General features: G+C 72.7%; 22 protein-coding genes. 18 read left to right on the top strand and 4 right to left on the bottom strand.

The annotated features are described in order from the left end of the window. Nucleotides 1-4: 4 nt before the first annotated feature. The 4 genes from ACIF9R_RS15050 to ACIF9R_RS15035 all read left to right on the top strand — a co-directional run bounded on the left by ACIF9R_RS15050 (nucleotide 5) and on the right by ACIF9R_RS15035 (nucleotide 5,643). Entirely contained in the window at nucleotides 5-2,008 is a 2,004-nt protein-coding gene (locus ACIF9R_RS15050; RefSeq protein WP_399979303.1) for a prolyl oligopeptidase family serine peptidase, read from the top strand. Then, nucleotides 2,005-2,937, top strand: a complete 933-nt coding sequence (locus ACIF9R_RS15045; protein WP_399979300.1) for an LD-carboxypeptidase — start codon at nucleotides 2,005-2,007, stop codon at nucleotides 2,935-2,937. Before ACIF9R_RS15050 ends, ACIF9R_RS15045 begins: the two co-directional genes overlap by 4 nt. A gap of 73 nt (nucleotides 2,938-3,010) precedes the next feature. Continuing rightward, nucleotides 3,011-3,565, top strand: a complete 555-nt coding sequence (locus ACIF9R_RS15040) for a GNAT family N-acetyltransferase (protein ID WP_399979297.1) — start codon at nucleotides 3,011-3,013, stop codon at nucleotides 3,563-3,565. A gap of 119 nt (nucleotides 3,566-3,684) precedes the next feature. Further along, nucleotides 3,685-5,643 (top strand): DUF5107 domain-containing protein, encoded by a 1,959-nt coding sequence (locus tag ACIF9R_RS15035; RefSeq protein WP_399979295.1) that lies wholly within the window; start codon nucleotides 3,685-3,687, stop codon nucleotides 5,641-5,643. Between the two features lie 7 nt (nucleotides 5,644-5,650). Here the strand turns inward: ACIF9R_RS15035 and ACIF9R_RS15030 are convergent, their stop codons facing one another. Continuing rightward, nucleotides 5,651-5,998 carry a VOC family protein gene (locus ACIF9R_RS15030; RefSeq protein ID WP_399979292.1) on the bottom strand — a complete coding sequence of 116 codons (348 nt, stop codon included), beginning with the start codon at nucleotides 5,996-5,998 and terminating at the stop codon, nucleotides 5,651-5,653. 130 nt (nucleotides 5,999-6,128) lie between these two features. On the opposite strand from ACIF9R_RS15030, the gene ACIF9R_RS15025 reads away from it, so the two are divergent. Continuing rightward, complete coding sequence (locus ACIF9R_RS15025) at nucleotides 6,129-6,554, top strand: phage holin family protein (protein WP_399979570.1); 426 nt, start codon at nucleotides 6,129-6,131, stop codon at nucleotides 6,552-6,554. A 395-nt stretch (nucleotides 6,555-6,949) separates the two neighbouring features. On the opposite strand, the gene ACIF9R_RS15020 is transcribed toward ACIF9R_RS15025, so the two are convergent. Together ACIF9R_RS15020 and ACIF9R_RS15015 are read right to left on the bottom strand one after the other, a co-directional pair. Next, complete coding sequence (locus ACIF9R_RS15020; protein ID WP_399979289.1) at nucleotides 6,950-7,588, bottom strand: CBS domain-containing protein; 639 nt, start codon at nucleotides 7,586-7,588, stop codon at nucleotides 6,950-6,952. Between the two features lie 210 nt (nucleotides 7,589-7,798). Then, entirely contained in the window at nucleotides 7,799-8,137 is a 339-nt protein-coding gene (locus ACIF9R_RS15015; protein WP_399979287.1) for a hypothetical protein, read from the bottom strand. Between the two features lie 142 nt (nucleotides 8,138-8,279). Between ACIF9R_RS15015 and ACIF9R_RS15010 the strand changes: the two genes are divergently transcribed. The 12 genes from ACIF9R_RS15010 to ACIF9R_RS14955 all read left to right on the top strand — a co-directional run bounded on the left by ACIF9R_RS15010 (nucleotide 8,280) and on the right by ACIF9R_RS14955 (nucleotide 17,324). After that, nucleotides 8,280-9,884: an NAD(P)/FAD-dependent oxidoreductase gene (locus tag ACIF9R_RS15010; RefSeq protein ID WP_399979284.1), complete on the top strand. Its 1,605-nt coding sequence runs from the start codon at nucleotides 8,280-8,282 to the stop codon at nucleotides 9,882-9,884. After that, complete coding sequence (locus tag ACIF9R_RS15005; RefSeq protein WP_399979282.1) at nucleotides 9,881-11,731, top strand: transketolase; 1,851 nt, start codon at nucleotides 9,881-9,883, stop codon at nucleotides 11,729-11,731. Before ACIF9R_RS15010 ends, ACIF9R_RS15005 begins: the two co-directional genes overlap by 4 nt. Before the next feature lie 254 nt (nucleotides 11,732-11,985). After that, nucleotides 11,986-12,360 (top strand): gas vesicle protein, encoded by a 375-nt coding sequence (locus tag ACIF9R_RS15000; RefSeq protein ID WP_399979279.1) that lies wholly within the window; start codon nucleotides 11,986-11,988, stop codon nucleotides 12,358-12,360. A gap of 59 nt (nucleotides 12,361-12,419) precedes the next feature. Then, nucleotides 12,420-12,854, top strand: a complete 435-nt coding sequence (locus ACIF9R_RS14995; protein ID WP_399979276.1) for a gas vesicle structural protein GvpA — start codon at nucleotides 12,420-12,422, stop codon at nucleotides 12,852-12,854. Next, nucleotides 12,851-13,624 (top strand): GvpL/GvpF family gas vesicle protein, encoded by a 774-nt coding sequence (locus tag ACIF9R_RS14990; protein ID WP_399979274.1) that lies wholly within the window; start codon nucleotides 12,851-12,853, stop codon nucleotides 13,622-13,624. The genes ACIF9R_RS14995 and ACIF9R_RS14990 overlap by 4 nt, the downstream gene beginning before the upstream one ends. Nucleotides 13,625-13,628: 4 nt before the next feature. Beyond that, entirely contained in the window at nucleotides 13,629-13,892 is a 264-nt protein-coding gene (locus tag ACIF9R_RS14985) for a gas vesicle protein GvpG (protein WP_399979272.1), read from the top strand. Then, nucleotides 13,889-14,515: a DNA primase gene (locus ACIF9R_RS14980; RefSeq protein ID WP_399979269.1), complete on the top strand. Its 627-nt coding sequence runs from the start codon at nucleotides 13,889-13,891 to the stop codon at nucleotides 14,513-14,515. Before ACIF9R_RS14985 ends, ACIF9R_RS14980 begins: the two co-directional genes overlap by 4 nt. After that, on the top strand, nucleotides 14,512-15,702 hold the full coding sequence (locus ACIF9R_RS14975) for an SRPBCC family protein (RefSeq protein WP_399979267.1): 1,191 nt from the start codon (nucleotides 14,512-14,514) through the stop codon (nucleotides 15,700-15,702). Before ACIF9R_RS14980 ends, ACIF9R_RS14975 begins: the two co-directional genes overlap by 4 nt. Then, nucleotides 15,699-16,040 (top strand): gas vesicle protein, encoded by a 342-nt coding sequence (locus ACIF9R_RS14970; RefSeq protein WP_399979264.1) that lies wholly within the window; start codon nucleotides 15,699-15,701, stop codon nucleotides 16,038-16,040. The genes ACIF9R_RS14975 and ACIF9R_RS14970 overlap by 4 nt, the downstream gene beginning before the upstream one ends. Further along, the gene (locus ACIF9R_RS14965; protein WP_399979261.1) at nucleotides 16,037-16,816 is read left to right on the top strand and encodes a GvpL/GvpF family gas vesicle protein; all 780 of its coding nucleotides are present in this window, start codon (nucleotides 16,037-16,039) and stop codon (nucleotides 16,814-16,816) included. Before ACIF9R_RS14970 ends, ACIF9R_RS14965 begins: the two co-directional genes overlap by 4 nt. Next, nucleotides 16,813-17,001 carry a gas vesicle protein gene (locus ACIF9R_RS14960; RefSeq protein ID WP_399979259.1) on the top strand — a complete coding sequence of 63 codons (189 nt, stop codon included), beginning with the start codon at nucleotides 16,813-16,815 and terminating at the stop codon, nucleotides 16,999-17,001. The genes ACIF9R_RS14965 and ACIF9R_RS14960 overlap by 4 nt, the downstream gene beginning before the upstream one ends. Continuing rightward, a complete protein-coding gene (locus tag ACIF9R_RS14955) occupies nucleotides 16,998-17,324 on the top strand; it encodes a gas vesicle protein K (RefSeq protein WP_399979256.1) in 327 nt (108 codons plus the stop codon). Before ACIF9R_RS14960 ends, ACIF9R_RS14955 begins: the two co-directional genes overlap by 4 nt. A gap of 7 nt (nucleotides 17,325-17,331) precedes the next feature. Here the strand turns inward: ACIF9R_RS14955 and ACIF9R_RS14950 are convergent, their stop codons facing one another. Beyond that, nucleotides 17,332-18,153: a class I SAM-dependent methyltransferase gene (locus ACIF9R_RS14950; RefSeq protein ID WP_399979253.1), complete on the bottom strand. Its 822-nt coding sequence runs from the start codon at nucleotides 18,151-18,153 to the stop codon at nucleotides 17,332-17,334. Nucleotides 18,154-18,298: 145 nt separating this feature from the next. On the opposite strand from ACIF9R_RS14950, the gene ACIF9R_RS14945 reads away from it, so the two are divergent. After that, on the top strand, nucleotides 18,299-19,918 hold the full coding sequence (locus tag ACIF9R_RS14945; protein ID WP_399979250.1) for an ABC-F family ATP-binding cassette domain-containing protein: 1,620 nt from the start codon (nucleotides 18,299-18,301) through the stop codon (nucleotides 19,916-19,918). Nucleotides 19,919-20,007 lie beyond the last annotated feature (89 nt).

Genomic DNA, 20,007 nt, shown 5'->3' with positions numbered 1-20,007 from the left:
GCGAGTGGGGGAGACAGTGCGGACCCTGGCGTACGGCGAGTGGCCCTCGCCCATCGACGCGGCCACCGCCGCGGCCCACGACGGCAGCCCCGAGTTCGCGGGCTTCGTCGGCGACGAGGTGTGGTGGACCGAACCCCGCCCCGCCGAGGCCGGCCGGCGCACGCTGGTGCGCCGACACACCGACGGCACGGAGGAGTCCGTGCTGCCCGCGCCGTGGAACGTGCGCACCCGGGTCATCGAGTACGGCGGACTTCCCTGGGCCGGTGCCGTGCACGGCGACGGCCCGGTCGTGGTGTTCGTGAACTTCGCCGACCAGCGCCTCTACCGGTACCGGCCGGGTCACGAACCCCGCCCGCTCACCCCCCTCTCCCCGGTCGGGGACGGGCTGCGCTGGGCCGAGCCCGTGCTGCTGCCGGAGCGCGGCGAGGTGTGGTGCGTCCTGGAGGAGTTCACCTCAGACGGCCCCAGCGACGTACGCCGCGTCCTGGCCGCCGTACCCCTGGACGGCTCCGCCGCCGACGACCGGGACGCCGTGCGGGAGCTGAGCGACGGCCGGCACCGCTTCGTCACCGGGCCGCGTCTCTCGCCCGACGGGCGGCGCGCCGCCTGGATCGGCTGGGACCATCCACGCATGCCGTGGGACGGTACGGAGCTGCTGGTCGCGGATGTCTCCCCGGACGGCACGCTGAGCGGCGCCCGCACGGTGGCCGGCGGACCCGAGGAGTCCGTCCCCCAGGCCGACTGGACCCACGACGGACGGCTGCTGTATGCGAGCGACCGCACCGGCTGGTGGAACCTCTACCGGGACGGGGAACCGCTCTGCCCGCGCGAGGAGGAGTTCGGCGGACCGCTGTGGAAGCTGGGACAGCGCTGGTTCGCCCCGCTGGACGACGGACTGATCGCCGTCCTGCACGGCCGGGGCGCCCAGGCGCTCGGTGTACTCGACCCCGAGACCGGTGAGCTCGTCGACGCCGCCGGACCCTGGACCGAGTTCGCCCCGTCCCTGGCCGCCCACGCCGAGCGAAGCGAGAGGGGGGTCCCCCCGCCCGGAGGGTGGGGGAGGGTCGTCGCCATCGGGGCCGGCCCGCGCAGCGGCCACGAGGTGGTGGAGCTGGACACCCGCACCGGCCGGGCGCGCGTGATCGGCGCCGCGCACGAGGACGCCGTGGACCCCGCGTACTACCCCGAGCCGCAGCTTCGCACGTTCACCGGGCCGGACGGCCGCGAGATCCACGCCCAGGTGTACCCGCCGCACCACCCCGGGTGCGCCGCCCCCGCAGGCGAGCTCCCGCCGTACGTGATCTGGGCCCACGGCGGCCCCACCGGCCGGGCGCCGCTCGTACTCGACCTGGAGGTCGCCTACTTCACCTCGCGCGGCATCGGCGTCGCCGAGGTCAACTACGGCGGCTCCACGGGGTACGGGCGCGCGTACCGGAACCGGCTGCGCGGACAGTGGGGCGTGGTCGACGTCGAGGACTGCGCCGCCGTCGCGCTGGCCCTCGCCGACGAGGGCACCGCGGACCGCGACCGGCTCGCCGTCCGCGGCGGCAGCGCCGGCGGCTGGACCACCGCCGCCTCGCTCACCACGACCGACGTCTACGCCTGCGGCACCATCATCTACCCGGTGCTCGACCTCACCGGCTGGGGCACGGGGGAGACCCACGACTTCGAGTCCCAGTACCTGGAAAGCCTGATCGGCCCGCGGGCCGAGGTCCCCGAGCTGTACCTGCGGCGCTCGCCCGTCGAGCACGCCGACCGGCTCTCCGTGCCTTTCGTGATGCTCCAGGGGCTGGACGACGTGATCTGCCCGCCCGTGCAGTGCGAGCGGTTCCTGGCCCGGCTGACCGGCCGGGGCGTACCGCACGCGTACCTCACCTTCGAGGGCGAGGGCCACGGCTTCCGGCGGGCGGAGACGATGGTGCGCGCCCTGGAGGCGGAGATGTCCCTGTACGCCCAGGTGTTCGGGATGCGACCGCCCGGGATCCCGGCGCTGGAGCTCGGCACGTGAGCCGCGTCGAAGCGCTGCGCCGACCGTCCCGCCTCGCCCCCGGCGCCCGGGTGGCCGTGGTCGCGCCCAGCGGCCCGGTGCCCGAGGACCGGCTCCGGGCCGGCCTCGACGTCCTGCGCGGCTGGGACCTCGACCCGGTGGTGGCCCCCCATGTCCTCGACCGGCACGGAGCCTTCCGCTACCTCGCGGGCAGCGACGCCGACCGGGCCGCCGATCTGCAGTCCGCCTGGTGCGACCCGGCCGTCGACGCGGTGATCTGCGCCCGCGGCGGCTACGGCGTACAGCGCATGGTCGACTCCCTCGACTGGGAGGCGATGCGGGCGGCCGGACCGAAGGTGTTCGTCGGGTTCAGCGACATCACCGCGCTGCACGAGGCGTTCGCGGTCCGGCTCGGCCTCGTCACCCTGCACGGGCCGATGGCCGCGGGCCTCGACTTCGTGAAGAGCGCGCGGGCCCAGGAGCATCTCAGGGCCACCCTCCTGGCCCCCGAGACGGTCCGCACCCTCACCTCCGACGGCACCGCGCTGGTCGGCGGCCGGGCGAGCGGCGTCACCCTCGGGGGCTGCCTCTCCCTGCTCGCCGGCGACCTCGGCACCCCGCACGCCAGAGCGTCGGCGCGCGGCGGACTGCTGTGCCTGGAGGACGTGGGGGAGGACACCTACCGGCTCGACCGCTGCCTCACCCAGCTGTTGCGGGCCGGCTGGCTGGAGGGGGTGAGCGGCCTGCTGCTCGGCTCCTGGGCGCAGTGCGAGCCGTACGACGGCGTGCGGACGATGCTCGCCGACCGGCTCGGCGGCCTCGGTGTGCCAGTGGCCGAGCAGTTCGGGTTCGGCCACTGCGACGACGCGCTCACCGTCCCGTTCGGCGTCGCGGCGGAACTCGACGCGGACGCGGGCACGCTGACGCTGGAGGAACCGGCGCTGAGCTGAACCCTCCTCCGGGCCGCGGCGGGCGGGCGAGGACGCCGCGCGCGGGTCCGGCGGGGCGTCGTAGGGTGGCAGGGTGCCGCACACCGCTTCCCGCTACCTCGCCGAGGGCGCCCGCGTGGGACTGCGCCACTTCACCCACGCGGACGGCGCCGAGTTCACCGCCCGCGCCCGGGAGAGCAAGGACCTGCACCACCCGTGGCTGTTCCCGCCGGACAGCGCGGCGGCGTACGCCGCGTACGCGAGCCGGCTGATCGAGGACCCCACCAAGGCGGGGTTCCTGGTCTGCGAGAAGGAGGCGGACGGCGCCCTCGCCGGGTTCATCAACATCAACAACATCGTCGAGGGCGGCTTTTTGTGCGGCGCGCTCGGTTACGGCGCCTTCGCGCACGCGGCGGGGCGTGGGTTGATGCGCGAGGGACTGCACCTCGTCGTGCGGTACGCCTTCGGCCCGATGCGGCTGCACCGGCTGGAGATCAATGTGCAGCCCGGCAACGCCGCCTCGATCGCCCTGGCCCACGCCTGCGGGTTCCGCCTGGAGGGCTTCTCCCCGAAGATGCTCTACATCGACGGTGCCTGGCGCGACCACCAACGCTGGGCGCTCACCAGCGAGATGACGGTGCGTCGTTGACGAGCGCCCGGCCACGGGCCGGGACGCGACGGCAGCGCCGCCCTCCGGCGCGCCGGTGCCCGCCCTCGCGCGAACCCGGCCCGTAGCGACCCTGTTCAGACGGACGTCCGGCGGCTTCCATGGAGATCGTGACGACGATCCGACGTGAGGTACTGACACTGCCCGCCGCGCACCTTGGCCCCGACAACCCGCTGCCCCCACTGCGGCCCCTCGACGAAACGCACCGTATCGAGGACCGCGACAAGGCCGGTCTGCCGCGCGACATGGCCCGGCAGATCGGCTACGCACCCCTGCACAGCCTGCTGCCGGTTCCCGTCCGTGACGGCTACGACCGCGACCGCGAACCCCGCCCCGTCGACGCCCTCGTGATCGAGAACGACCGGCTGCGCGCCACCGTGTTGCCCACCCTCGGCGGCCGGATCGCCTCCCTCGTGCACCTGCCCACCGGCCGCGAACTCCTGTACCGCAACCCGGTGTTCCAGCCCGCCAACTTCGCCCTCAACGGCGCCTGGTTCTCCGGCGGCATCGAGTGGAACATCGGCGCCACCGGCCACACCACCCTGTCCTGCTCACCCGTGCACGCGGCCCGTGTCCCCGCCCCCGACGGCGGGGAGATGCTGCGCCTGTGGGAGTGGGAGCGGCTGCGCGACCTGCCCTTCCAGGTCGATCTGTGGCTGCCGGACGGTTCCGACTTCCTGTACGTCGGCGTCCGGATCCGCAACCCGCACGAGAAACCGGTGCCGACCTACTGGTGGTCCAACATCGCCGTCCCCGAGGAGTGCCGCGTCCTCGCCCCCGCCGAGGAGGCCTACCACTTCGGCTACGAGCGGCGGCTGCGCCGGGTGCCCGTCCCGGAGTACGACGGCGTGGACCGCACCTACCCGCCCCACAGCACCTACGCCGCCGACTACTTCTACGACGTCCCCGAGGACCGCAGGCGCTGGATCGCCGCGCTGGACGCGGACGGCCACGGCCTGGTGCAGACCTCCACCGACGCACTGCGCGGCCGTAAGCTGTTCGTGTGGGGCCGGGGACCGGGCGGGCGGAGCTGGCAGCGGTGGCTCACCGAACCCGGCACCGGCGGCTACTGCGAGATCCAGGCCGGGCTCGCCCGCACCCAGCTGGAACACGTCCGGCTGGAGGCCGGGAGCGAGGTGTCCTGGCTGGAGGCGTACGGACCGTTCGACGCGCCGCCGGAAGGGGAGTGGAGCGGCGCACTGGCCGAGGCGGAGACCCGGCTCGAAACGGTCCTGCCGCGCGCCGACGTCGACGCCGCCCATGCGGCCTGGCAGCCGTACGCCGACACCGACCCCGGCGAGCGGCTCGCGACCGGCTCCGGCTGGGGTGCGTTGGAAGTGCTGCGCGCCGGCTGGAAGCTGCCCGGCACCCCCTTCGACGAGACCACCCTGGACGAGGAACAGACACCCTGGCTGCACCTGCTGCGCGCCGGTTCCTTCCCCGAACCGTCCGGTATCCGGCCGCCCGGCGGGACACTCGTCGCCCGGCACTGGCGGGACATGCTGGAGACCGCGCCCGCGACCCCTCTCACCGAGTACCACCTGGGCATCGCCCAGTGGCACGCGGGCGACCGGGCGCAGGCGGAGCGCAGTTGGGAGCGGGGCCTGCGGCACGCGACAGCCGCGTGGCCCGCGCTGCGCTGCCTCGCCGTCGCCGACCAGGAGGCCCGCAACCCCGAGCGGGCCGCCGACCGGTACGCGCGGGCCTTCGACGACCTGTGCCGCGCGACCGGCGACGAGGGGGGCGACTGGACGGCCGTCACCGCGGCGCTCGGACGGGAGGCGGTGGAGGCGCTGCTCGCGGTGGGCCGTACGGCCGACGCGCGGTCCGTGTGGCGGCGGCTGGACCCCACGACCCGCGCCCGCGGACGGTTCCGGCTGACCGAGGCGGGACTGCTGCTCGCCGAGGGGCGGCGCGAGGAGGCCCGCGCCGTGTTCGACGCGGGCTTCGAGGTCGCCGACCTGCGGGAGGGGGACGAGGCGATCGGACGGCTGTGGAGTGCCCTGACCGACGAACCCCTGCCGGAACGCTACGACTTCCGGATGCGGCCCACGCCCTGAACGAGTGTCAGGCGCGGCGGTCCGCGTATTCGTAGACCGCCCCGTCCGGGTGCCGTGCGATGAGGTTGCGGCCCACCGGGGTCGGGACCGGGCCCGCGATGATGTCGGCGCCCATCTCCGCGAGGACCCGGCGGGCCTCGTCGACGTCCCGCACCGCGATGGTCGCCGCGACCTTGCGCAGTACGTCCAGTTCCGCCGGGGGACCGCTCATCAGCAGGAAGCAGCCCACCGCGGCGACCTGGACGCCGGCCCGTTCGAACCGGAGGGCTCTGCCGCCCGCCAGCCGCTCGTAGAAGGGGATGGCGGTCTCGATGTCGTCGACGCAGACGCGCAGTGTGGCACCCAGAATCTCCATGGGGAGGAGCCTAGTTGGGGGCGGCCGGGACGAGGTGATCGCCCCGGCCCGTCCACTCATGGGTCTCCGCGCCCCGCGTCGGCGGGCGTTACGCGCCGCGGGCCGCGGGTACCCGTTCGCCATGCAGCACCTGGAGCACCTGGAGCATCTGGAGCATCTGGACAAGCACCTGGTCGACGAACTGGCACAGGTGGCCCGCGAGAGCGTACGCGACGAACTGCGCGAACAGGCGCGGGGGCAGCGCCGCAAGGCCGCCCTGTACGCCGCGTCCGGCACCGCCGCCCTCTACGCGGGCGCGGCGGTCTCGCTGGCCGTGGGACTCGCGCTGGCCCTGGTCCTGCCGGACTGGGCCGCCGCGCTGATCACGGCCGCGATCCTGGCGGCGCTCTCCTACGCCCTGCGCGGCGCGGCCCGGCCCTCGGCCTCCCGGCGGGCCACCGCACCCGCAGGCCGGGGTGCCCCGATCCCACCGGTGCCGTCCACCCCGCCCACCGCGGGCGTCGTACCGCCGCGACCGGACGAGTCCCGCCCCACCGACACCCACCACCGGCCGTGACCCCCGCCGCGGCCCGGCCCCGCTGACGGTCCGCCCGGCCGCCGGACGCGAAGGCGGTCGACTCCAGGACAGCGAGGGTGGGCGGCGGGATCCGGCAGCTGTCCGCCGGCGCGGCGTACGGCCGCGGGGTGTGCGGGTCGTGGAAGCGCGTGCGGGGCGTCGTCGGCGGCTCCCGGACCAGCAGGTCGCCCGCGTCCCCGAGGCGAGGAGCGGGTCGGGTCGGGTCCGCAGACAACCTGTGTCGCGGATGTCACCTCGCCACTCCGGGCAGCGAAAACCTGTGACCGGTCACAGGAGTTGACGTGCCGCACCCAGCGCTGCCCGGTGCGCGGCCTCCGTGCGGCCGGAGTGCGGATCCGAGTCGGCGGTCGGTCCCGCCGGGGCGGAACCCAGCCCTACCCGGCAGCGGCGAGGTGGGCGTTCACGGCGGCGACACCGTCGACGCCCTGGCAGAGACCCACGACCACCGGGACGAGACGCGGTTCCGGTACGTGTCCCCGAAGGGTGACGACCCCGTCCTCGACCTCGACCGCGACGGTGCCCTCGTCCAGGGCGAGGATGCGTCCCAGCACGTCCTGCTCGACCTCGCCGCGGATCTCGACGTCGGAGCGGATCAAGGCGTCGAGCAGGTCGCTGCGGGTGACGATGCCGGTGAGGAGCTCGTCGTCGCCGACCACCGGCAACTGCTTGACGTGCCGGCTGCGGAGTTCCCGTGCGGCCCGGGGAATCGTCCAGTCGGCGCGGGCGGTGAAGACGGGGCTGCTCATGAGCTCACCCGCGGTTCGGGCCCGGGCCCTGCCCCACGAGCGCTCGTCGCTTCCCTCCTGCCCCTGTGCGTCGGGCATGCCGGTCTCGTGCCGCAGCACGTCGGACGCGGACACGACCCCGACAGGAGACCCGTCGTCGTCGACGACCGGGGCCGCGACGATGTCGTTCGCGTCCAGCAGCGCGGCGACCTCCTGCAACGGTGTGTCGGGACGGAAGGTGAGGACCTCCTCGGTCATCACGTCACCGACCGTGCGGCGATACAGCATGGCATCGGCCTCCTCCGCTGTACGACGGGTCAGGCTCGGTCCGGGCCCGGGCGAACCGCGCGCGGCGCGTCCGCCTCCCCGCTCCTACCGGCCCGCTCACACCGTCTTCCCCCACCATGACAGCACCGCGCCGCTCCGGCGACCAGTGCCGTTCGGCCCGGCCGGGAGGCCGGGCGGTGCTTGTCGGCGTCGGGGCGTCCGCCCCGGAGCTCAGCCGGCCTGCTGGAGCCGCGGCAGCACCTTGGTGCGATAGAAATCGAAGAAGCCGCGCAGATCCGGGCCGATCTGGTTGACGTAGATCCGGTCGAAGCCCGCGTCGGCGAACCGCCGGAGCTCGGCGACATGCTCGTCCACGTCGTCGCCGCACACCCGGCTCCCGCGCACCATGTCCTCGGTGACCAGGCTCTGCCCCTGCGCGTCGTTCCACGGATGGAAGTGGTCCGAGATCCACAGGGCCTGGAATCCGGCCTGCTCGGCCATCCGCGCCTGCTCGATCAGCTCCGCGGGACCGTACTGCTCGCATGAGAGGAAGTAGCCGTACTTGGGCATGGGAGGTGCCTCCGCGACATGGGCGTCCGGGTCCCGGGCCGGGTACCCGGAGGGCCGGGCGGAGACCGGCCGGACGTTTGGCGGCCCCGGCCAGGGGGACGCGGAAGTCTCCCGACGTACGCGACAGCGCCGGAGGCGAACCGTGAGTCGACCCCGCACAGTGATCGTCGGTGCCGGCTTCGCCGGATACCGTACGGCGCGGACCCTGTCCCGGCTGGCCAGGGGACGCGCCGAGATCGTCCTGCTCAATCCGACCGACTACTTTCTGTACCTTCCCCTGCTGCCCCAGGTCGCGGCCGGTGTCCTGGAGCCGCGCCGGGTCACGATCTCCCTCTCCGGCACGCTGCCGCAGGTACGGCTGGTGCTGGGGGAGTCCGACCGCATCGACCTCGACGCGCGGCAGGTGCACTACACGGGGCCCGAGGGTGAGGGCGGCACCCTCTCCTACGACCGGCTGGTCCTCGCGGCCGGCAGCGTCAACAAGCTGCTGCCGATCCCCGGCGTCGCCGAGCACGCCCACGGCTTCCGGGGCCTGCCCGAAGCGCTGTACCTGCGGGACCACGTGACCCGTCAGGTGGAGCTCGCCGCCGCCACCGACGACCCCGTGAAGTGCGCCTCCCGCTGCACCTTCGTCGTGGTGGGCGCCGGCTACACCGGAACCGAAGTGGCCGCGCACGGGCAGCTGTTCACCGACTCGCAGGTCGCGAAGCACCCCATGCGGACCGGGTTGCGGCCACGCTGGATGCTCCTCGACATCGCCGACCGGGTCCTGCCCGAGCTGGACGAACGGCTTTCCCGTACGGCGGACGGCGTGCTGCGTGCACGGGGCGTCGACGTGCGGATGGGCACCTCCGTGAAGGAGGCCACACACGACGGAGTGCTGCTCACCGACGGGGAGTTCGTGGACACGCAGACCCTGGTGTGGTGCGTGGGTGTCCGCCCCGACCCGCTGGCCGAGTCCCTCGGGCTGCCCATGGAACGCGGCCGGCTGCTCGTGGACCCGCACCTCCAGGTGCCGGGCCGGCCGGAGGTGTTCGCCTGCGGTGACGCGGCCGCGGTGCCCGATCTGGAGGAGCCGGGATCGTACACCCCGATGACCGCGCAGCACGCGTGGCGGCAGGGCAAGGTGTGCGCGCACAACATCGCCGCCTCATTCGGTGACGGGGAGCGGCGCGCCTACCGGCACAAGGATCTGGGGTTCGTGGTGGACCTGGGCGGCGTCAAGGCCGCGGCCAACCCGCTGGGCGTGAACCTCTCCGGGGTGGCGGCGGGCGCGGTCGCCCGCGGCTACCACCTCGCCGCGATGCCCGGCAACCGGGTGCGGGTGGCCGCGGACTGGCTCCTCGACGCGGTACTGCCGCGCCAGGCGGTGCAGTTGGGCCTCGTACGGTCCTGGTCGGTGCCGCTGGACACGGATTCCCCCGAGCTGCCCCGCATACCGGGCAAGCCGGAACCGAAGCAGGAGCGGGAGCCGCAAGGGAAGCAGGAGCGGGAGCGGGAGCCTTCCCGGACGGGGGGCGAGGCCGCGAAGAACCAGCCCGGCGGTGAACCGGCCAGGAATCAGCCCGGCGGTGAACCGGCCAGGAACCAGCCCGGCGGTGAACCGGCCAGGAACCAGCCCGGCGGTGAGCCCGGCAAGGACCGGCCGCCCGCCGTCACCCCGCCGCCCGATCAGCCGCCGCCCGGGCCGGGCGTCGCGCCCGGACCCGTCAGGCTTACCGACCGATTTACCGAAGGAGACTCATGAACGCCGGTGAACTCGTCGAACTCGGGCAGCAGTTGCGGGTGGACAGTGTCCGCGCGGCGGCCGCCGCGGGCTCCGGGCACCCCACGTCGTCCATGTCGGCGGCGGACCTGATGGCCGTCCTGTTCGCCCGTCACTTCCGCTACGACTTCGACCGCCCCGACCATCCGGCCAACGACCGCTTCGTCCTCTCCAAGGGCCACGCCTCGCCCCTGATGTACGCCACCTACAAGGCGGCCGGCGCCATCGACGACGAGGAACTGCTCACCTTCCGCGAGAACGGCAGCCGCCTCGAGGGACACCCCACCCCCCGGCAGCTGCCCTGGGTCGAGACGGCCACCGGCTCCCTCGGCCAGGGTCTTCCCGTCGGTGTCGGTATCGCGCTGGCCGGGAAACGGCTGGACCACGCCGACTACCGCGTCTGGGTACTGTGCGGGGACAGCGAACTCGCCGAGGGCTCGGTGTGGGAGGCGGCCGAGCACGCCTCGTACGAGAACCTCGACCGTCTCACGGTGGTCGTGGACGTCAACCGGCTGGGCCAGCGCGGCCCCACCCGGCACGGTCACGACCTCGACGCCTACGCGCGCCGCTTCCAGGCCTTCGGCTGGCACACCGTCGAGGTGGACGGCCACGACGTGGACGCCGTCGACCGCGCCTACGGTGAGGCGGTCTCCACCAGGGGCCGGCCCACCGCGGTCATCGCCCGCACCCTCAAGGGCAAGGGCGTCGAGTCGGTCCAGGACAGGGAGGGCCTGCACGGCAAGCCGCTGCCGGAGGCCGAGGAGGCCGTCGCCGAGCTCGGCGGCCCGCGCGACCTGCGCCTCAGGGTGAGCCCACCGTCCCCCGACGGAGCACCGTCCGGCCGGCGGTCTGCCGGGACCCCCGATCTGCCCCGCTGGGACAAGGGCGAGGAGGTGGCCACCCGCAACGCCTTCGGTGAGGCGCTGGCCGCCCTCGGCACCGCCCGCGGCGACATCGTGGCCCTCGACGGAGAGGTCGGCGACTCCACCCGCGCGGAGTTCTTCGCCAAGGAACACCCCGAGCGGTACATCGAGTGCTACATCGCCGAGCAGCAGATGGTGGCGGCGGCGGTGGGCATCGCGTCGCGCGGCTGGACGCCGTACGCGTCCACCTTCGCGGCGTTCCTCACCCGCGCCCACGACTTCATCCGCATGGCGTCGGTCAGCGGCTCCGGCATCAACCTCGTCGGCTCGCACGCCGGCGTCGCCATCGGCCAGGACGGCCCCAGCCAGATGGGCCTGGAGGACCTGGCGATGATGCGCGCGGTGCACGGCTCGACCGTGCTGTACCCGTGCGACGCGAACCAGACCGCACGGCTGGTCGCCGCGATGGCCGACCTCGACGGCATCCGCTACCTGCGCACCTCGCGCGGGGAGAGCGCGGTGATCTACGGTTCCGACGAGGAGTTCCCGGTCGGCGGCAGCAAGGTGCTGCGCTCCTCCGGCAGTGACCGGCTCACCCTGGTCGCCGCGGGAGTCACCGTGCCCGAGGCGCTCGCCGCCGCCCAGGTCCTGGAGGGCGACGGCATCGCCGTACGGGTGATCGACCTGTACTCGGTGAAGCCGGTCGACCGCGAGACCCTGCGCACGGCCGCCGAGGAGACCGGCTGTCTGATGACCGTCGAGGACCACCACCCGGAGGGCGGTCTCGGGGACGCGGTCGCGGAGGCCTTCGGCGACGGACGCCCCGTCCCGCGCCTGGTCCGCCTCGCCGTGCGGACCATGCCGGGGTCGGCCTCCCCGGAGGAGCAGCTGCACGGCGCCGGCATCGACGCCGCGTCGATCGCGGCGGCCGGCCGGCTGCTGGTGGGGGAGGCGATCGTGTCGTGAGCAACGCCTGCATGTGATCGTTCCCCTGCCCGGGAACCACGACTTCGACGGTCGCGCCCTGCACCGTCCGTGCCCTGCCCGGCGCCCCCGTCGCCGTGCCCGTCTCCGGGGACCGGCCCGCCGTCGGTCGGCGGGGCTGCGGGGCTGAGTCCGGACGACCGCGCCGGCCGGCACTGCCACCCGGCCGTGGCAACCGGGTGAGCGTCCGGAGGTTTGGCGAACAGACTTGCGGCCACACGGAGGGGGAGGTGGCCATGTCGAACACGAAGAACACCGAAGAGTCACAGGATTCACAGGAATCCCGTACTTCCCGTACTACACGAACGTCCCGCAAGCAGACCGAAGACAACCCGACCACCAAGCGGCCGGGCCCGATGGAGGTGCTGCGCCAGGCGCGCGGACAGCTCGCGGAGCTCACCGGGATGGAAGCCGAGTCCGTGTCGTCCTTCGAGCAGACGGGGGACGGCTGGGCGCTGGAGGTCGAGGTCCTCGAACTCGAGCGTGTCCCCGACACGATGAGCCTGATGGCGAGCTACCAGGTCGAGCTGGACCCGGATGGGCAGCTCACCGGGTACCGGCGGGTCCGCCGCTACGAGCGGGGCCGAGCCGACGCGCGCGGCGGCCGCTAGGCCGCCCTGCCGGACTTCGTACACGGACGCATACACACAGACAAGGAGGAACAGCCGGCATGACAGTTGTACCGGCACAGCAGACCGGCGGTGGGGGCGGCAGCAGCGGCCTCTACGACGTGCTCGAGCTCGTTCTGGACAGGGGGCTCGTCATCGACGCATTCGTGCGCGTGTCCCTGGTCGGCATCGAGATCCTCAAGATCGACGTTCGGGTCGTGGTCGCCAGCGTCGACACCTATCTCCGTTTCGCCGAGGCGTGCAACCGCCTCGACCTCGAAGCCGGCCCCCGCAAGAGCCCGGGTCTGCCCGAGATCGTCGGCGAGGTCACCGAATCCGGTGCCCGCGGCAAGTCGAAGGGCGCCCTCTCCGGTGCCGCCGAGACCATTTCCGACGCCTTCAAGCAGGCGCGCGAGGACGGTTCCGAGCGGGAGACGGAGTCCCGCCCGCGAGCCCGTAAGAGCACCGCGTCCCGACGTAGGGAGGAGCAGGAGTGAGCACCTACGTCTACGGCATCACGGCGGCGTCGCACCCCTCACTGCCCGAGGGCATGGGTGGCGTCGGGGATCCGTCGCGCCCGGTGCGCATTCTGCGGGAGGGTGACCTGGCGGCCGTCGTCAGCGACGCGCCCGACGGGCTGCGCCCCAAGCGCAGGGAACTGCTCGCCCACCAGAACGTGCTCAGCGAGATCGGCGCGGCCGGCTGTGTGCTGCCCATGCGGTTCGGCAGCGTGGCCCCCGACGACGACTCCGTCACCGGCGTCCTCGCCGAGCGTGCCGAGCACTACCGGGAGCGGCTGCGCGCGCTGGACGACCGCGTCGAGTACAACATCAAGGCCAACCACGTCGAGGAAGCCGTCCTCCACCACGTGATGGCCGGCAACCCGGAGATCCGCGCCCTGGCGGAGGCCAACCGCCGGTCCGGCGGTGGCGGTTACGAGGACAAGATCCGGCTCGGCGAGATGGTCGCCGCGGCGGTCAAGGCCAAGGAGTCCGAGGACGGCGCCGCACTGGAGAGCGCCCTGGAAGGGGCCGCCGACGCCGTGAGCGTGGGCCCCGAATCCACGGGCTGGCTCGCCAACGTCTCCTACCTGGTGAACCGGGCGACGGCGGAGGACTTCCTGGCCGCGGTGGAGCGGGTCCGCAAGGACATGCCCCACCTCGAGGTACGTCTGAACGGTCCGCTCCCCCCGTACAGCTTCGTCGAGCCCGGACCGGCCGAGCCGGCGGGCACCGCGGCGGGTGGGGCGGACACCGGAACGAGGTGACGTCATGGGCCTGATCTCGGAAGTACTGCTGCTGCCGTTGGCACCGGCGCGCGCCGGCGGCTGGGCCATCCGGCAGGTGGTGCAGGAAGCGGAACGCATCTATTACGACCCTGCGACGATCCGCACCGAACTGGCCCGTCTGGAGGAGCAGTTGGAGTCCGGAGAAATCACCGAGGAGGAGTTCGACCGGCAGGAGGACGAACTCCTCGACCGGTTGGAGACCGCGACGCGCACAGGCGCGGGTAGTGGGGACGGGACGGCACGATGAACCGAATGGGAATGGGCCTCGCGATCGGGGCGGGATATCTCCTCGGGCGGACGAAGAAACTCAAGATGGCGGTCGCCGTCGGCGGGCTGGTGGCGGGCAAGAAGCTCAACCTCAGCCCTCGGATGGTCGCCGACCTGCTCTCCCAACAGTTGCGGGACAACCCGCAGTTCAAGGAGCTCGGTGATCAACTGCGCGGCGATCTGCGCGGGGTCGGCAAGGCCGCCTCCGGCGCGCTGGTCGAGCGGCAGATCGGCTCGCTCGCCGACCGGCTGCACGGCCGTACCGCCGAGATGCGCGAGGAGCTGAACGGCGGCGGCCGGCGGGAGCGGGCGGACGACGAGGACGCCGACGAGGAACCGGAGGACCGGGAGCGGAAGCAGGACTCCGAGGCGGACCTCGAGGACCACGAGGACCACGAGGAGGAGCCGCCTCCTGAGCGGCCGGCGAAGAAGGCCGCCGCCAAGAAGACCGCGGGCACGAAGGCGTCGGCGAAGAAGGCCCCTCCGGCGAAGAAGGCCGCGGCCAGGAAGACGGCTCCCGCGAAGAAGACGGCCGCCAAGAAGTCCGCGGCCGGCCCCCGGGGCGCCCGTCCCCGTACGTCGAAGGGAGGCGGTGAACGATGACCGAGACCCTGGGAAAGGCCGGCTCCGCCGCGCGGGACGGCGCGCGGGGGGCCGCGAACGGGGCGACGAACCCCCTGGCCGACATCGCCCACAGCGAGGCCGCGGACCGGCTCAAGGCAGAGCTGCAGGACTACCTCGCGGCCCAGGCCACCCGTCTGCTGAGCGGACTCGGCCACAAGCTCGGTGACACCACGAACAAGCTCAACGACATCGCCGAGGGCAACAGCCCGGGTTTCGCCAAGATCGCGGCCGACGGCGGACGCAAGCTCGCCGAGGGCAAGGGCCCGCTGCGCAGCGCCGTCGAACTCGGTGCCTCGCAGGCGAAGGACAAGGTGAAGGGCGCGCTGAAGGGCCTGGGCGGCGGGAAGGGCAAGCGCAAGCGCTCGTCCGGCAACAAGCCCACCGTCATCATCGAGCACATCGACGTCGGGGTGCCGTTGCGCACGGCGTACGACCAGTGGACCCAGTACCAGGACTTCAGCACCTTCGCCAAGGGCGTCAAGAGCGCCAACAAGGCCGACGACACCACGTCGGACTGGCAGGCGAAGATCTGGTGGTCGAACCGCAGCTGGAAGGCGAAGACCACCGAGCAGGTCCCCGACGACCGCATCGCCTGGTCCTCGGAGGGTGCCAAGGGCACGACGAAGGGCGTCGTCTCCTTCCACCGCCTCGCCGACAACCTCACCCGTGTTCTGCTGGTCATCGAGTACTACCCGTCGGGCTTCTTCGAGAAGACCGGCAACATCTGGCGCGCCCAGGGCCGCCGCGCCCGGCTCGACCTGAAGAACTTCGCCCGGTTCATCACCCTCAAGGGCGAGGCCGAGGACAGCTGGCGGGGCGAGATCCGTGACGGCGAGGTCGTCCACAGCCACGAGGACGCGCTGGCCGAGGAGGAGGAAGCGGAGGAATCGGAGTCCGGGGAGGACGAGACCCCGGCCGACGAGTACGACGAGGACGAGGAGTCCGGGGGCGAGGACGAGGCCGAACCCGGCACGGAACCCGAGGAGGAGTACGAGCCGGAGTCCGAGGACGAGGAGTTCCCGGAGGACGAGGAACCCGCCGACGAGTACGAGTACCCGGAGGAGGCGGAGGAGGAGTACGAGGACCAGGACGACACCGAGGCCGATGAGCCCGAGGACGAGTACGAGGACGAGCCCGAGCCCGACGAGAGCCGGAGCCGCCGATGACCACGCCCAGCCGGCTCCCCGATCCGTACGGCCAGGGCAGCGGCGCCAATCTTGCCGACATCCTGGAAAGGGTGCTGGACAAGGGTGTCGTGATCGCTGGGGACATCCGCATCAACCTGCTCGACATCGAGCTGCTCACCATCAAGCTGCGCCTGGTCGTCGCCTCCGTCGACAAGGCGAAGGAGATGGGGATCGACTGGTGGGAGTCCGACCCGGCGCTGTCCTCGCGTGCCCGTCGTGACGAACTGACCAGGGAGAACGCCGAGCTGCGTGAGCGGCTGGCCCGGCTCGAGGAATTGGAACTGGAGCCCCGTCGCGCACAGGAGGAGAGCCCGTGACCGGACTGCGGTACGTCTACGCGGTCTGCCGCCCTTTCGGCACGCCGCTCCAGGCACAGCTGACCGGGGTCGGCGGAGACCCGCCCCGTCTGCTGCCCCATGGGGACCTGGTGGCGGTCGTCAGCCATGTGCCCGAGGCGGACTTCGCGGAGGAGCCGCTGCGGGCGCATCTGGAGGACCTCGACTGGCTGACCGAGGTCGCCCGCGCCCACCAGGGCGTGATCGACGCGCTCACCACCGTCACCACCCCGCTGCCGCTGCGGCTGGGCACCGTCTTCCGTGACGACAGCGGGGTACGGACGATGATCGAGGGGCGGAAGGAGAGTTTCCTGCGCACCCTGGACCGGCTGGAGGGCCGGGTCGAGTGGGGCGTCAAGGTGTTCATCGAGGAGGAGCCGGCGCAGGAGACACCCGCCGCACCGGCGGCGAAGCCGGCGTCCGGCAGGGACTATCTGCGGCAGCGCCGCATGCGGACGAAATCGCGGGAGGACCTGTGGCAGCAGGCCGAGACCTTCGCGACCCGGCTGCACCACACCCTGTCCGAGAGCGCCGAGGACTCCCGGCTGCACGCGCCGCAGAATCCCACGCTGTCCGGCGCCTCCGGGCGCAACGTGCTCAACGCCGCGTATCTGGTGCCGCGGGTGAAATCCGAGGAATTCGTGGAACGAGTGGACCGGACGAAGGACGAGGCCCCCGGGATACGCGTCGAACTCACCGGGCCCTGGGCGGCCTACTCGTTCGCCGGTGAGGGATCGGCGGGGGAGGAGGGCCCGTGACCGTCGTCGAGCGCCGCGAAATAGCCCTGGTGGATCTCCTCGACCGGCTTCTGGCCGGCGGAGTCGTCATCAAGGGCGACATCACGCTGCGCATCGCGGACGTCGACCTGGTCCGTATCGACCTCAACGCGCTCATCAGCTCGGTGAACGCCCAGGTCCCATCCCCCTTCGAGGAGTCGCAGTGACGGCCGTCCCCGACCACGACCGCCATCGGGCCGAGCCGCACGCCGGGGGGCGGGGGCGGCTCGACCTGGAGCCGGACACGGTCGAACGCGATCTGATCAAACTGGTGCTCACCGTCGTGGAACTGCTGCGTCAGCTCATGGAACGGCAGGCGCTGCGCCGGTTCGACGAGGGGGATCTGAGCGAGGAGCAGGAGGAGCGGGTCGGGCTCACCCTCATGCTGCTGGAGGACCGGATGGCGGAGCTGCGGAACCGGTACGGACTGCGGCCCGAGGACCTGAATCTGGACCTCGGACCGCTCGGACCGCTGCTTCCCCGGAACTGAGCTCCTCTCAGGCCTCCTTGCGGCAGAGGATCTCCCCGTGCAGCACGCTGAACCAGCCGTCCTCCCGCGCGCCCCACGCGCGCCACGCCTCGGCCACCCTGCGCAGCTGCTCGCCGGTGGCGTGGCCCCCTTCGACGGCGCGCTCCGCATAGCTGGACGCCACGGTGCGGTCCGCCCACAGGCCGCTCCACCAGGACCGTTCCTCGGCGGTCGAGAAGGTCCAGGTGTCCGAGGTGGCCGTCACATCGGTGAACCCGGCGGCGAGTGCCCAGGACTTCAGCCGCCGTCCGGCGTCCGGCTCACCCCCGTTGGCCCGGGCCACCCGCCGGTACAGGTCCAGCCAGTCGTCCATGCCCGGCGACAGGGGATACCAGGTCATCGCCGCGTAGTCGGAGTCCCGTACGGCGACGCGGCCGCCCGGCGCGGTCACCCGGCGCATCTCGCGCAGCGCCCGGACCGGATCGCCCACGTGCTGGAGCACCTGGTGGGCGTGGACAACGTGGAAGGTGTCGTCCGGGAAGGCGAGCGCGTGCACGTCGCCCTCCGCGAAGTCCACGTTGGTCAGTCCTCGTTCGCCGGCCACCGCCCGGGCCCGCTCCAGGATTCCCGGCTCCCGGTCGAGACCGGTGACGTGCCCGCCCGGGACGAGCGCGGCCAGGTCGGCGGTGATGGTGCCCGGCCCGCATCCGATGTCCAGGATCCGCATGCCGGGCCGCAGGGATCCGATGAGGTACGCCGCCGAGTTCTCCGCGGTCCGCCACGTGTGCGACCGCAGGACCGACTCGTGGTGCCCATGGGTGTAGACGGCGCTCTCCCGTGCTCCCGGCATACGGGCCCACCCCTTCCGCTGTCGTAGGAGGGCACTCACGCTACCCGCTCCGGCCGCATCGTGAGACCCGCGTATCACATGGTGGTCCCCAGGTCGGTCGTAAACGGTTTGCCACCTGCGCCGACGACCCCGCACAATCCCCTCCATGGGCCACCTGGAAGCAGCACATCTGGAGTACTACCTCCCCGACGGGAGGGCCCTGCTGGGCGATGTGTCCTTCCGGGTGGGGGAGGGCGCGGTGATGGCCCTGGTGGGCCCCAACGGCGCGGGCAAGACCACCCTGCTCCGGCTCCTCGCCGGCGAGCTCAAGCCGCACGGCGGCTCCGTCACCGTAACCGGCGGCCTCGGCGTCATGCGCCAGTTCGTCGGCTCCGTACGGGACGAGACGACCGTACGCGACCTGCTCGTCTCGGTTGCCACGCCCCGGATCCGGGAAGCGGCCCACGCCGTCGACAAGGCCGAGCACGCCATCGTGACGGTCGACGACGAGGCCGCCCAGCTCGCCTACGCCCAGGCCCTCGCCGACTGGGCCGAGGCCCGCGGCTACGAGGCGGAGACCCTGTGGGACATGTGCACCACGGCCGCGCTCGGCATCCCGTACGACACGGCACAGTGGCGCCAGGTGCGCACCCTCTCCGGAGGCGAGCAGAAGCGCCTGGTCCTCGAGGCGCTGCTGCGCGGCACCGATCAGGTGCTGCTGCTCGACGAGCCCGACAACTATCTCGACGTACCCGGCAAGCGCTGGCTGGAGGAGCGGCTCGCGGAGACCCGCAAGACCGTCCTGTTCGTCTCCCACGACCGCGAACTCCTCGCCCGTGCCGCCCAGCGCGTCGTCTCCCTCGAACCGAGCCCCACCGGCGCCGACGCCTGGGTGCACGGCGGCGGCTTCGCCACCTACCACGACGCGCGCCGTGAACGCTTCGCACGCTTCGAGGAGTTGCGCCGGCGCTGGGACGAGAAGCACGCCCAGCTCAAAAAGCTCGTCCTGAACCTGCGCCAGGCCGCCGCCAACAGCCCGGACATGGCCTCCCGCTACCAGGCCGCCCAGACCAGACTGCGCAAGTTCGAGGAGGCCGGCCCTCCGCCCGAGCCGCCGCGCGAACAGAACATCACGATGCGCCTCAAGGGAGGCCGTACGGGCGTACGCGCGGTCACCTGCGAGCAGCTGGAACTCACGGGCCTGATGAAGCCGTTCGACCTGGAGGTGTTCTACGGCGAGCGGGTCGCCGTACTCGGCTCCAACGGCTCCGGCAAGTCGCACTTCCTGCGGCTGCTCGCCGGGGACGGCGTGGCCCACACCGGCGGGTGGCGTCTCGGCGCCCGCGTGGTCCCCGGACACTTCGCCCAGACGCACGCCCACCCCGAGCTGGAGGGCCGTACGCTGCTGGACATCCTGTGGAAGGAACACGCCCAGGACCGGGGTGCCGCCATGTCCCGGTTGCGCCGCTACGAGCTCACCGGCCAGGCCGAGCAGACCTTCGAACGGCTCTCCGGCGGTCAGCAGGCCCGGTTCCAGATCCTGCTGCTGGAGCTCCAGGGTGTCACCGCCCTGCTGCTCGACGAGCCGACGGACAACCTCGACCTGGAGTCCGCCGAGGCGCTGCAGGAGGGCCTGGAGTCGTTCGAGGGCACCGTCCTCGCGGTCACCCACGACCGCTGGTTCGCCCGCTCCTTCGACCGCTACCTGGTCTTCGGCAGCGACGGCCACGTCCGCGAAACCCCGGACCCGGTCTGGGACGAACGCCGCGTGGCCCGCACCCGCTGAGGACTCAGGGGCGCGGGGAACTGCGCGAAAGGGGGTCTGGGGGGCGGAGCCCTCCCAGGGACGGGACGGGAAGGGGCGGCGGGGGCGAA

The sequence above is a fragment of the Streptomyces sp. NPDC086080 genome (assembly GCF_044540255.1).
GTDB lineage: Bacteria > Actinomycetota > Actinomycetes > Streptomycetales > Streptomycetaceae > Streptomyces.
The sequence above is the reverse complement of the archived record's forward strand: the minus strand, read 5'-3'. Positions and strand labels throughout refer to the sequence as shown.